This window comes from Paraburkholderia sediminicola (assembly GCF_902859805.1).
GTDB classification, from domain to species: Bacteria; Pseudomonadota; Gammaproteobacteria; order Burkholderiales; family Burkholderiaceae; genus Paraburkholderia; species Paraburkholderia sediminicola.
Genome location: NZ_CADIKC010000011.1, coordinates 66,100 through 77,997, shown reverse-complemented (window position 1 = coordinate 77,997; position 11,898 = coordinate 66,100). Strand labels below are relative to the sequence as shown.

Here is an 11,898-nt window from a genome sequence, read left to right as displayed (position 1 = left end):
GTGTTTTGAGATTAGCAAGCGTGGACTTTCGGGATTTCCTGTGGGCGCGATGCGTTCGACGCTAGTCCGTGGCGGTTTGGACCGTTACGATGTGGTTCGCGCCGGCTGTGCTGCGGCGACAAAGTTGCGACGGAATAAAGCGCCTGACCGAGGAGCGCGAGATGAGCGGGACGAATGACTGGAGTAATTCAGCGGTGACGGCTGCGTCGCCGAAATTCTGGCGCGACGACGCGTTGCCGTTTATCGAAGCGCGTTCCATCGAAGACGGCCGCGAGGTCTGCTATGCCAAACACTCGCACGAGACGTTCTCGATCGGCGCGGTCACCGGCGGCCGTAGCGTGTACGTGAATCGTCACGCGAGTGAATGGATCGGCGCCGGTGCGGTCGTGATGATGAATCCGGACGACGTGCACGCATGCAACCCGGTTGCAGACGAACGCTGGTCGTATCGGATGCTGCATGTGGACGTTGATTGGTTCACGGGTCTGCAACACGACCTGGGTTTCAGCGACAACCACGCGTTTCGCGCTTTCTCGCAGACCATGACGACGGACCCGGCGTTGTTCGACGGCTTGAACCGTCTCTACGCGATCCTGGTCGACGGCGACAGCGAGCCCATGCGCAAGGAAAGCGCTACGCTCACGTTCTTCTCGGAAGTGCAGCAAAAGTTGAATCCGGCGCCCTTGCCGTCCGACGATGCGAGCGGCCAACTCGCGCGAGCCGCGGAATTCATCGCCGAAAATTGCACCCGTCCGCTGAAGCTGGAGGATGTCTGCGAGGCGGCTGAGCTATCTGCTTCGCACTTGATCCGCGCGTTCAAACGGCGTTACGGCATGACGCCGCACGCGTATCTGATCAACCGACGCATCCAGTACAGCCGCGCGCAACTCCGGCGCGGCCATCCGATCGCGGACGTCGCGCTCGATGCGGGCTTCGCCGATCAGGCGCATTTACAGCGGACGTTCAAGCGGCTGGTCGCGGCAACGCCGGGGCAGTACCGCAGTTGAATTGCGGACGCGTGTTTCGCGTCACGCGATCAGTAAATACAACGCGCTAGCCGCGAGCAAAGCCGCCATCACGCGATTGAAAAACCTCACGCGCTTCGGCTCCTGCAAGTACCGACGCAGGAACGTGCCGGCATACGCCCAACTGGCAATCGACAGATAGCAGACCACGAAGTACACGACGGTGAATTGCCAGACGAGCCGGCCATCGCCATCCGCCGCGTAGGCGCCCATGCCGGCCAGCGACGCGAGCCACGCCTTCGGATTGAGCCATTGCATCGCTGCGCCGTAGGCGAAGGATGGTCCGCGAGTGGGCTTGTCCGCGCCGAGCTTGCCGTCGTCGACGGCGAGTTTGTAGGCCATGTAAAGCAGGAACCCCACGCCGGCCCATTTGACGATGTCGATCAGATTGGGGAAATGCGCGAGCAACTCGTGCAGCCCCAGACCGATGAGCAACAACAACAGCGTGAACCCGACGGTCGCGCCGGTCACATGCCGCATGCTTGCGGCGAACCCATGCTGTGCGCCGGCACTCAGCGCGACGACATTGACCGGCCCGGGAGAAATCGACGAGGCCAACGCGAAGGCGGCCATGGAGAGTAGGACAGTCATCTGATGCCTCGATACGTGAGTGCGCAGGATTTGCGACGCTCAACGGTATCGGGCGATGGGGCGGGGTGTATTGAAGGAAATTGCTTTCAGTGAAGCGTATCCGCAGCGCCGCAGCATTTCTTGAATTTCTTGCCGCTGCCGCACGGACAGGGATCGTTGCGGCCGACCTTGGGTTCGGTGCGCAGCTTCGCGGCAGCGAGCTTTCGCTCATGGACTGCCTGACGGTGCGGCAGCCAGAAACGATAAATCGCGGCGACGCTGGCGGGAATCTGTTTGGTGAGAGCTTCACGCTGTTCTGGCGTGTCGATCAACTGCTGCTCTTCCGGCGTAAGCTCCTCTGAGCCCATCAGATGTAGCGGACTCAACCATTCCCGACCCTTCTCGCTATCGAACAGCGCCTGCCAGTCCGCTCGAACCACTGAGAGACCCTGCATAAAGCCGAAAGCCCACGCTTCGCCGTCGATGTATTCGCGTTCACTGTCGTCAACGCGGCTGAAGCCGAACACCGGTTCGAACTCATCGGGGTCATCTTCCAGGCTGATGACGATGCCGTTCATGTTCCGCAAGATCAGCCCGAGAATGTGCTGCGCCTGATCCGTTGTTTCGAATGCGGGAGCGTCATTCTCACTCGGGCCCCACACGCCCGGCAGCCAGTAACTGGGCGGCACGGTAGTCGGTCCGATGGCCATCGCGGTCAGATACCCGTCGAGCCCCTCGATCGTCAGCGTGTCTTCCGACGTTACGTCGGAAACCAGAAACTCATCGAGTTCGTCGAACTCTTCTTCGGAGAGCGGCGTAGCCAGATCGGCGGGGTTGAGTTTTGATTTGGACATGGTGGGGCTCCGGCGCTTCGAATCTTGGGTCACGATGGCATGTCGGGGAATGCGGAGTCGGCTTGCCCGCACGGCGGCCGTGCCGCAGAGCGCAAAGCAAAAAGCCCAGTCGCAAGGACCGGGCTTTTTGTTGAATGCTTTGGTGGGGCGTGAGTGACTCGAACACTCGACCTACGGATTAAGAGTCCGCTGCTCTACCAACTGAGCTAACGCCCCCAACAGAAGCGAAATTATGCCGAAACTTTCCGAGATTGCCAAGCCCCTTTAGCAGATTTCTTAAAAAATCTGGAAGAGCCGTGAGCAGGCACCTGCGCTGCCGGCCGTACGCACCAGGAAGGCGCGCGGTTCGCCGTGCCGGTATCATGTCGCGGATACCTGCCGCGCGAAGCGTCGCGCGGCTTTCGACCGGGGACCGCCATGGATGATAAAGAGATTAACGAGCTGCTCGACCGCATCCTCGCACCCTGGGTCCGCGCGCTCACGCTGACCCCGGTCAAGGTCGACGAAGAAAGTGCGACGTTGCGTCTGCCGTTTTCCGGCGGACTGCGCCATTCCGGCGGCGTGATCTGCGGGCAAGTCTTCATGGCGGCCGCCGACACGGCAATGATCGTCGCGATTTCGGCCGCGCTCGGCGGCTTCAAGCCGATGAGCACCGTCTCGCTGAACATCAGTTTCATGCGTGCGGTCCGCAACGGCGACGTGCTGATCACCGCGCGCGTGCTGCGCATGGGCCGCAATCTCGTATTCGGCGAAGTCGAGTTATTCGACGAGGCCGGCAACATGGCCGTCCACGCTACAACCACCTACGCGCTGCTCGACTGACACCTGAAACGGGCCAGCAAGCTGTATTAGAGGAAAAAGCCAAGATGTTCGATCAGGTCGTATTCGCCGGCGGCGGCAATCGCTGCTGGTGGCAGGCGGGATTCTGGGACGTGGTGCAGCCGGAGCTGGATATCCGTCCGCGCGTCATCGCCGGCATTTCGGCCGGCGCCGCTACCGCGTGCATGCTCTACACGCGCGATTCCGACTGGGTCATGCGCTATTACGAAGACGCGCTGCGCCACAACACCCGCAACGCCTACTGGGGCAATCTGCTGCGTGGCGAATCGGTTTTCCCGCACTACCGGATCTACCGGCAGGCGCTGCTCGATATCTACCGCGACAAATTTTCCACGCTCGCCGACGCGCCCGAAATCCGCATCGGCGTGTCGCATCTACCGCGCTGGCTTGGCGCGCGCAGCGCCGTTGCCGCCGGTCTGATCGCGTACAACATCGAGAAATACGTGCGCAAAACGCTGCATCCAACCTTGGGTCAGACGCTCGGCTTTCATCCGGAATTCGTGCGCGCGCAGGATTGCGCGAGCGTTGAGGATCTCGCCGATCTGATCCTGCAATCGTCGAGTACGCCGCCGTTCACGCCCGTTTTACGGCGCAACGGCCGGCCGGTGCTCGATGGCGGGATGGTCGACAACGTGCCGGTCGGCGCGCTCGACGCCGATGCGCCCGGCAACGTGCTGGTGATGGTCACGCGCCTTTATCCGCGGCCGCAGATGTTCGTCGTGCCGCACGGCGTGCAGCAACGGCTCTACGTGCAACCGTCGCGCAAGGTGCCCATTTCGAGTTGGGACTACACGAGCCCCTCGCAGATGGTGCACGCGTACAACCTCGGCCGCACTGACGGCGAGACCTTTCTGGAACGCATGCCCGATCTGCTGGAAGCCGGCGCGCACGAAGCGCGCTGAGGTGAGCGGTGGCGCGGGACTAACGCCGAAAATTAACGCCGGCGCCCGCCTTGCAACGCTTCCGGATTCGCCACGCTCGACGTATCGCCGGCGTCGAACGCGAGAATGTTCTGAAATGCAGCGGTGAAGTACAACTCGTAGCTCTCGCGCTCCACGTAGCCGATGTGCGGCGTGCAGATCACATTCTCCATGCGCAGCAGGCTGTAGCCCTGCAGAATCGGCTCGCTTTCGTAGACGTCGATCGCGACCATTCCCGGGCGGTTGTGCGACAAGGCATTGACGAGTGCGTTGTCGTCGAGCAATTCGGCCCGGCTCGTGTTCACGAGCAACGCGGTCGGCTTCATCCGCATCAGGTCTTCCTGCTTGACGATGCCGCGCGTGTCGTCGTGTAGTCGCAGGTGCAACGACAGCACATCGCTCTGCTCGAACAACGCTTCGCGGCTCTCGGCCACGCCATAGCCGTCCGCGCGCGCCGCTTCGCGCGAATGCTCGCGGCCCCAGATCAACACGTTCATGCCGAATGCCTTGCCGTATCCGGCAAGCAAGCGGCCGATCTTGCCGTAACCCCAAATCCCCAGTGTTTGACCGCGCAGCACCTGGCCCAAACCGAAGTTCGGCGGCAACGCCGATGTCTTCAAACCGGACTGCTGCCAGGCTCCTTGCTTAAGGTTTGCTACGTATTGCGGAATCCGTCGTTGAGCGGCCATGATGAGAGCCCACGTCAGTTCGGCCGGCGCGATCGGTGAGCCGCTGCCTTCCAGCACGGCAATGCCGCGCTCGGTACAGGCTGCCAGATCGATATGGCTGGAGACTTTGCCGGTTTGGCTGATCATGCGCAAACGTGGCAACTTATCGAGTAGTTGCGAGCTGATGCGGGTGCGTTCGCGAATCAGGACGAGTGCGTCGACTTCGGAAAGACGGCTCGCCAGCTGGCCGAGACCGCGGACGGTGTTGTTGAAAACCTTGACCTCATGGTCGGCCAGCAGTTGAAAGCAGTCGAGCTTGCGGACGGCGTCCTGGTAATCGTCGAGGATGGCAATCTTCATGGTATGTGTCTTGCGGTGCACCATAGCGGTGCGGAACCGAGTGTTATGCTGACTGTCCCACCATGTGACCCAGGTCACATGCCGGTCTGGCTGAATGCCTTACTGTAGAAGCTGCCGCGTAGAACGGCAGCGCCACGGCAAGGCCGATTGACATCGTTTTTAACAGTTTGTTGCGTGTTGAGGCAAGTCGCTTTACAGACGGTTGCAGACGGCCGTCGGCTGGAACCTCCGCGCAACGGGCTGTGTGGCCCACGATGACCTGCACAATTGCGCGTCGGCTTGAAAAAATGTCGACGCAATGAATTGAACGCCTCTCGCATGCAGCGTCTCTGGGCTTGTACCGTTTTTCTATTGCTTTCAAAACGGAGACAGGTCGATGAATCATCCCTCATTCGAAGGACAGCCCACCATCGAGGCGTCCGCAGGGGCGCCCGAGTGGGTCAAACACCGAAAACTGATCGAGTGGGTCCAGCGCGTTGCCGCCGTGACCCAACCCGATCGAATCGTCTGGTGCGACGGTTCACAGGAAGAGTACGACCGCCTGTGTGCCCAGATGGTCGAAGCCGGCACCCTCAAGAAGCTCAATCCCGCCAAACGTCCCAATTCCTATCTCGCGTGGTCCGATCCGTCGGACGTGGCGCGTGTCGAAGACCGCACCTACATCTGCTCGCAGCGTCGTGAGGATGCCGGGCCGACCAATAACTGGATCGAACCGGCTGAGATGCGCGCAACGCTCAACGGCCTCTTCGACGGCGCCATGCGCGGCCGCACCATGTATGTGGTGCCGTTTTCGATGGGGCCGCTCGGTTCACCGATCGCGCACATCGGTGTCGAGTTGAGCGACAGCCCGTACGTGGTCACCAACATGCGCATCATGACGCGCATGGGTCGCAAGGTGTACGAGGTGCTGGGCGAAGACGGCGAGTTCGTGCCGTGTGTGCACTCGGTCGGCGCACCGCTCGCGGCGGGCGAGAAAGACGTTCCGTGGCCGTGCAACGACACCAAATACATCGTTCATTTCCCCGAATCGCGCGAAATCTGGAGCTACGGCTCGGGCTACGGCGGCAACGCGTTGCTCGGCAAAAAGTGTTTTGCGCTGCGTATCGCGTCCACGATGGGCCGTGCCGAAGGCTGGCTCGCCGAACACATGCTGATTCTCGGCGTGACGTCGCCGCAAGGGCAGAAGCATCACGTCGCGGCGGCGTTTCCGTCGGCTTGCGGCAAGACCAATTTCGCGATGCTGATTCCGCCGGAAGGTCTGAACGGCTGGAAAATCTCCACGATCGGCGACGATATTGCATGGATCAAGCCGGGTAAGGACGGGCGTCTCTACGCGATCAATCCGGAGGCGGGCTATTTCGGCGTCGCGCCCGGCACGAGCGAAAAGACCAACTTCAACGCAATGGCCACGCTGAGGGAAAACGTCATCTTCACGAATGTCGCGCTGACCGACGACGGCGACGTCTGGTGGGAAGGCATGACCGAAGAGCCGCCCGCGCACCTGATTGACTGGCAGGGCAAGGACTGGACGCCGGCGAGCGCGAAGGAGAGCGGGCGCAAGGCTGCGCACCCGAACGCTCGCTTCACGGCGCCGGCTTCGCAATGTCCGTCGATCGATGCCGACTGGGAGAACCCTGCGGGCGTCGCGATTGACGCGTTCATTTTCGGCGGCCGCCGTTCGACCACCGTGCCGCTCGTCACCGAAGCGCGCAACTGGGTCGAAGGCGTCTACATGGCAGCCACCATGGGCTCGGAAACGACCGCAGCCGCGGCGGGGCAGCAGGGCGTAGTGCGCCGCGACCCGTTCGCGATGCTGCCGTTCTGCGGCTACAACATGAGCGACTACTTCGGGCACTGGCTGAAAACCGGCGAGCGTCTCGAGAAACTGAACGCGAAGCTGCCGAAGATTTTCTGCGTCAACTGGTTCCGCAAGGGCGCGGACGGCAAGTTCGTCTGGCCGGGCTTCGGCGAGAACATGCGCGTGTTGAGCTGGATGGTCGGGCGCATCGAAGGTCAGGCGCAAGGTGAGGAACACGCATTCGGCGTGTCGCCGCACTATGAGGACATCGACTGGCGCGGCCTGGATTTCAGCCGCGAGCAATTCCAGCAGGTGATCTCGGTCGACGACGCAGCCTGGCGCGCCGAACTCGCGCTTCATACCGAGCTGTTTGACACATTGCAGCAAGGTCTGCCGCCGGCCTTGACCGAGACCAAGCTCGCCCTCGAAGGAAAGCTCGCTGCCTGACTAGGTGAGTGGTCACTTCGCACAGAAGCCGCCTTCGGGCGGTTTTTCTTTGCCGGTCCGACCCCGCATTGCGACTTTTTCGGTTTTCACAATGCCGGACGACCGTTGCATCTGTTCGAACAAAAAAGACAGTGCAAGCTGCGGTGCAGCAGATTGTTGCTCTTGTCGGAACAATCGAGGGTCGCGCCCCACGCTGGGGAACACAGTCGCACAAATATCGACAATATTTCGTCTTTCGCGGGCAACTTCTGCACGATTTCGCGAGTCGTAGGAGAATTCCAAGTTCGCTTCACTGGTTTTCACTAATTGTCAGGAAGCTGTAACACGGCAGGAGTTGTCTTATGGATCATTTGCAGTCGATGCGAGTTTTCGTCAAAGTGGCGGATCTCGGCAGTTTTGCCCGCGCTGCGAGCGCGATGGATATTTCCAACGCAGTTGCCACCCGTCACGTTGCCGATCTCGAAGGCCGTCTTGGTACGCGGCTGCTCAATCGCACAACCCGCAGCTTGTCTCTGACCGAATCCGGTCAGGTTTATCTAGAGCGCGCGCGCCAGATTCTCGACGAACTGGAAGACGTCGAGCAGATGGTGGTCGCGCGCAATCACGAACCCGTTGGCACGTTGCGAATAGTCGCACCGGTCGTGTTCGGGTTGCATAACCTTGCTCCCGTGCTGCAGACGTACGCGGAGCGCTATCCGAAAGTCATTCCCGATGTCACGCTGGTCGACCGTCAGGTTGATCTGGTCGAAGAAGGTTTCGACGTCGGCGTGGTGGTCACGCGGCAAATGCGCAGCGCGAGCATTGTCACGCGGCGTTTGACCACGGGCTGCATGACGGTGTGCGCGACACCCGCGTATCTGGAAAAGCACGGCACGCCCACGCGCCCTGAACATCTGCTCGAGCACCCGTGCCTGAGCTTGCCGTCCGAGTATTGGGGCGACGAGCGGGTGTTCACGGGTTCGGAAGGTGAAGTGCGCGTGCGACCGGTCAACGTGATCGTGGCGAACAACACGGAAATGCTGCGGCAGTTCGCGCTGCTCGGCATGGGCATCGCGATTTTGCCGAGCTACTTGATTGGCCGCGATATGACACGCGGCAGGCTCGTGCGTTTGCTCGGTGATTTCCGTTTGCCGCAGGTCGAGATCAACATCGCTTATCCGAGCCGCCGTCACTTGCCGGCGAAGGTGCGTACGTTCATCGATCATCTGGTCGAGCATTTCAGCCAGACGCCGAACAGTCTGCTCGGCGAGCAGTGGATCAAGGACGGGCTTGGCAGGCCCGCCACGTCCGCTGCGCTCGATTCCGCGGATCCCATGCCGCCGGAAGCGTTCGACGGCGCTGAGCCGCTGTCACGGTTGCTGGATAGCGAGTTATCGCCGCTGCCCAAGACGTTGGCAAAGACGACGAACCGTCCGCGGCCTACCGCTCTGTCGCCTCTGTAACGATTCGGGCAGTGGCGCCGGCAGTGCTTGAGGTAAGCGCAGTCGGGCCGACAAATAAAAAGGCGCAGTCACGTAAGTGACTGCGCCTTTTTTATCGGCAGGTTCGAAGCTGGCCGGAGGCTGAATACCCTCCAGCTTCCGCCCGAATTACGAGCCCGTCTTGCGCGCTACTGCTTTCTTGGCCGGCGCCTTCTTGGCTGCGGCGGTCTTCGCTGCCGTAGTCTTCGTGGCAGGTGCTTTCTTCGCCGCGGCCTTCTTCGCGGGCGCCGCCTTCACTGCGACCGGTGCGTCTTCGTCATCCGACTCCGGCGCTGCCTTCGCTGCAGTCTTCGCCGCCGCGGTTTTCGCTGCGGTCTTGGCCGACGGCTCTTTCTTCTCGAATTCGAAGCCGATCTTGCCGTCGTTCTGCTTGACGAGGAACGCCTTGAAGTTGCGGCCGGTGCGCGACGACTTGAAGTTCGTCAGCAGGTCGGTGCGTCCTTCCTCGAGCAACTTCGCCATCTGCTCACGCGCGATTTCCTGCTGCAGAATCACCTTGCCCGAGCGGAAGTCGCAAGTCTTCGGATTGGCAACCGAGTTCTCGCAGACGTAGCTCATACCGTGTTCGAACACGCGACCCTTGCACTTCGGGCACGCGCCAACCGCCTCCTGATCGGAGAAATCAGGCGGTTCGCCGTCTTCGCTGCCCGAATCCTGACCGAAGTCGAACTCGAGCTTGTAGTTCTTGATCTCGTCATCGAGCGAGAGCTTGAGGATCGCTGAGAACGGACGGCCCATCTTGCTGCGGAAACCCGACAGGGGTCCGATCGTCTTGTTCTGCAACAACTCTTCAACTTCCGGGATTTCGAACTGACGGCCGCCCGGAATCTTCGAGATCGAAAACTCGCATTTCGAGCACGCAAAGCGCCGGTAGTTTTCCTTCACCTGACCGCCGCAATTCGGACACGGCGTCTGCAACGTCGCGTAATCGCCCGGGATCGTGTCGGAATCGTACTCTTTCGCGCGCTTGACGATGGTTTGCGTCATGCGGGCGATTTCCTGCATGAACGCGTCGCGCGGCAGGTTGCCACGCTCCATTTGCGAGAGCTTGTATTCCCACTCGCCGGTCAATTCCGGTGCGGTCAGTTCCTTCACGCCGAGACCGCGCAGCAGCGTCATCAACTGGAATGCCTTGGCGGTCGGAATCAGATCGCGGCCTTCGCGGATCAGATATTTTTCGCCGAGCAGCCCTTCGATGATGGCGGCGCGCGTGGCTGGCGTACCGAGCCCCTTGGCCGCCATGGCTTCGCGCAATTCGTCGTCTTCGACCAGTTTGCCCGCGCCTTCCATGGCCGAGAGCAAGGTCGCTTCGTTGTAGCGTGCGGGCGGCTTCGTCACCAGTTGCTGGGCGGCGATCTTGTCCGTCTTGACCTTCTCGTCCTTTTGCACCGGCACTAGGTTCGCGTCTTCACCGCTGATTTCGCGGCCATAGACCTGCAACCAGCCCGGTTCGACCAGCACCTTGCCTTCAGTCTTGAAGTGATGGCCGACCACTTCCGTGATCCGCGTCGTCACTCGATATTCCGCGGCCGGGAAGAACACCGACAGGAAGCGCTTCACGACCAGGTCGTAGAGCTTCTGTTCCGGCTCGGACAGATTCTTGGGCGCCTGCGCCGTCGGGATGATTGCGAAGTGGTCGCTGATCTTCGAGTTATCGAAAATGCGCTTGTTCGGCTTCACCCAGCCCTTGTCGAGCACCTGCTTGGCGTACGGGAGATAGTTGTTGCTCTCCTTGAGCATGCCAAGCGTTTCCTTGACCGTATCCATATAGTCTTCCGGCAATGCGCGCGCGTCGGTCCGGGGATAGGTCAGCACCTTGTGCTTTTCGTACAGCGCCTGTGCGAGGCCCAGAGTGTTCTTCGCCGAGAAGCCGAAGCGGCCGTTGGCCTCACGCTGCAAGCTGGTCAGGTCGAACAGCGCCGGCGACAGTTGCGTGGAGGGCTTCGATTCTTCGGTAACCTTGCCAATCTGGCCGCGGCAGGCCGCGACGATCGTTTCGGCCGCGGGCAGTGCCCATAGGCGCGAATCGCGTTTTTCAGGATCGAACTCGTCGCGCTTGAATTGCGGATCGAACCAGCGGCCTTCGTAGAAACCGGCTGCGCAGACGAACTCCGCCTTCACTTCCCAATAATCGCGCGGCACGAAGCGGCGAATCTTTTCTTCGCGCTCGACAACGATCGACAGCGTGGGCGTTTGAACCCGTCCAACCGTGGTCAGGAAGAAGCCGCCGCCCTTGCTGTTGAACGCGGTCATGGCGCGCGTGCCGTTGATGCCGACCAGCCAGTCCGCTTCCGAGCGGCAGCGCGCCGCATCGGCGAGCGGCTGCATTTCTTCGTCGCTGCGCAAGCGGGCAAAGCCGTCGCGGATCGAGCCGGCTGTCATCGACTGAAGCCACAGGCGTTGTACCGGTTGCTTGGCTTTCGCGTGCTGCGCGATCAGGCGGAAAATCAGCTCGCCCTCGCGCCCCGCGTCGCATGCGTTGATGAGACGATCGACGTCTTTACGCTTGAGCAGCTTGGTCAGCACCTTCAGGCGCGACTCGCTCTTGGCGATCGGATTCAGATCGAAATGCGGCGGAATGACGGGCAGGTTGGCGAAACTCCACTTACCGCGTTTTACTTCATAGTCTTCGGGCGCGGCGATTTCCAGCAAGTGGCCGACTGCCGAGGAAAGGACGTAATCGTCGCTTTCGTAGTATTCGTCATGCTTGGTAAAGCCGCCCAAAGCGCGCGCGATGTCGTTCGCGACGGAAGGCTTTTCGGCGATGATCAGTGCTTTGGACATGACTCGATGTGAGGTTGGTAGATCCGGGTTGATGGCCTTGAGTGCGCATTTATTAGCGCGACCCTCGTTTGCGACCTTTGCGACCCAATAACGACCGCTTTATAGCACACGGCGCCAACGCGGCGTGTCAAGTGCCATAAAAAGCGCGCCA

10 protein-coding genes and 1 tRNA gene are annotated in these 11,898 nt (G+C 61.1%); 5 read left to right on the top strand and 6 right to left on the bottom strand.

Translation table 11 applies throughout. The features are described 5' to 3' along the window. Positions 1 to 161: 161 nt before the first annotated feature. On the top strand, positions 162 to 1,007 hold the full coding sequence (locus tag R8871_RS30485) for a helix-turn-helix transcriptional regulator (RefSeq protein WP_175053790.1): 846 nt from the start codon (positions 162 to 164) through the stop codon (positions 1,005 to 1,007). A gap of 21 nt (positions 1,008 to 1,028) precedes the next feature. Here the strand turns inward: R8871_RS30485 and R8871_RS30480 are convergent, their stop codons facing one another. The 3 genes from R8871_RS30480 to R8871_RS30470 form a co-directional block, all read right to left on the bottom strand. After that, positions 1,029 to 1,616 (bottom strand): LysE family translocator, encoded by a 588-nt coding sequence (locus tag R8871_RS30480; RefSeq protein WP_175053789.1) that lies wholly within the window; start codon positions 1,614 to 1,616, stop codon positions 1,029 to 1,031. A gap of 86 nt (positions 1,617 to 1,702) precedes the next feature. Further along, a complete protein-coding gene (locus R8871_RS30475; RefSeq protein ID WP_175053788.1) occupies positions 1,703 to 2,449 on the bottom strand; it encodes a UPF0149 family protein in 747 nt (248 codons plus the stop codon). 140 nt (positions 2,450 to 2,589) lie between these two features. Further along, positions 2,590 to 2,665 (bottom strand) — tRNA-Lys (locus R8871_RS30470). Between the two features lie 201 nt (positions 2,666 to 2,866). On the opposite strand from R8871_RS30470, the gene R8871_RS30465 reads away from it, so the two are divergent. Together R8871_RS30465 and R8871_RS30460 are read left to right on the top strand one after the other, a co-directional pair. Then, positions 2,867 to 3,271, top strand: coding sequence for a PaaI family thioesterase (locus R8871_RS30465; RefSeq protein ID WP_028197697.1), 405 nt, complete (start codon positions 2,867 to 2,869; stop codon positions 3,269 to 3,271). A gap of 44 nt (positions 3,272 to 3,315) precedes the next feature. After that, positions 3,316 to 4,191: a patatin-like phospholipase family protein gene (locus R8871_RS30460; protein ID WP_175053787.1), complete on the top strand. Its 876-nt coding sequence runs from the start codon at positions 3,316 to 3,318 to the stop codon at positions 4,189 to 4,191. Between the two features lie 32 nt (positions 4,192 to 4,223). Here the strand turns inward: R8871_RS30460 and R8871_RS30455 are convergent, their stop codons facing one another. After that, positions 4,224 to 5,237 (bottom strand): D-2-hydroxyacid dehydrogenase family protein, encoded by a 1,014-nt coding sequence (locus R8871_RS30455; protein ID WP_175053786.1) that lies wholly within the window; start codon positions 5,235 to 5,237, stop codon positions 4,224 to 4,226. 376 nt (positions 5,238 to 5,613) lie between these two features. Between R8871_RS30455 and R8871_RS30450 the strand changes: the two genes are divergently transcribed. Then, a complete protein-coding gene (locus R8871_RS30450; protein ID WP_175053785.1) occupies positions 5,614 to 7,482 on the top strand; it encodes a phosphoenolpyruvate carboxykinase (GTP) in 1,869 nt (622 codons plus the stop codon). Positions 7,483 to 7,494: 12 nt separating this feature from the next. Here the strand turns inward: R8871_RS30450 and R8871_RS30445 are convergent, their stop codons facing one another. Continuing rightward, positions 7,495 to 7,785: a hypothetical protein gene (locus tag R8871_RS30445; RefSeq protein WP_175053784.1), complete on the bottom strand. Its 291-nt coding sequence runs from the start codon at positions 7,783 to 7,785 to the stop codon at positions 7,495 to 7,497. A gap of 38 nt (positions 7,786 to 7,823) precedes the next feature. On the opposite strand from R8871_RS30445, the gene R8871_RS30440 reads away from it, so the two are divergent. Further along, the gene (locus R8871_RS30440) at positions 7,824 to 8,924 is read left to right on the top strand and encodes a LysR family transcriptional regulator (protein WP_097390881.1); all 1,101 of its coding nucleotides are present in this window, start codon (positions 7,824 to 7,826) and stop codon (positions 8,922 to 8,924) included. A 147-nt stretch (positions 8,925 to 9,071) separates the two neighbouring features. On the opposite strand, the gene R8871_RS30435 is transcribed toward R8871_RS30440, so the two are convergent. Further along, the gene (locus R8871_RS30435) at positions 9,072 to 11,747 is read right to left on the bottom strand and encodes a DNA topoisomerase III (RefSeq protein WP_175053783.1); all 2,676 of its coding nucleotides are present in this window, start codon (positions 11,745 to 11,747) and stop codon (positions 9,072 to 9,074) included. Positions 11,748 to 11,898: the final 151 nt, after the last annotated feature.

Excerpts from the sequence above, each read along its gene's own strand:
- R8871_RS30485 (WP_175053790.1), top strand. The coding sequence starts at position 162 with ATGAGCGGGACGAATGACTGGAGTAATTCAGCGGTGACGGCTGCGTCG.
- R8871_RS30480 (WP_175053789.1), bottom strand. The coding sequence starts at position 1,616 with ATGACTGTCCTACTCTCCATGGCCGCCTTCGCGTTGGCCTCGTCGATT.
- R8871_RS30475 (WP_175053788.1), bottom strand. The coding sequence starts at position 2,449 with ATGTCCAAATCAAAACTCAACCCCGCCGATCTGGCTACGCCGCTCTCC.
- R8871_RS30465 (WP_028197697.1), top strand. The coding sequence starts at position 2,867 with ATGGATGATAAAGAGATTAACGAGCTGCTCGACCGCATCCTCGCACCC.
- R8871_RS30460 (WP_175053787.1), top strand. The coding sequence starts at position 3,316 with ATGTTCGATCAGGTCGTATTCGCCGGCGGCGGCAATCGCTGCTGGTGG.
- R8871_RS30455 (WP_175053786.1), bottom strand. The coding sequence starts at position 5,237 with ATGAAGATTGCCATCCTCGACGATTACCAGGACGCCGTCCGCAAGCTC.
- R8871_RS30450 (WP_175053785.1), top strand. The coding sequence starts at position 5,614 with ATGAATCATCCCTCATTCGAAGGACAGCCCACCATCGAGGCGTCCGCA.
- R8871_RS30440 (WP_097390881.1), top strand. The coding sequence starts at position 7,824 with ATGGATCATTTGCAGTCGATGCGAGTTTTCGTCAAAGTGGCGGATCTC.
- R8871_RS30435 (WP_175053783.1), bottom strand. The coding sequence starts at position 11,747 with ATGTCCAAAGCACTGATCATCGCCGAAAAGCCTTCCGTCGCGAACGAC.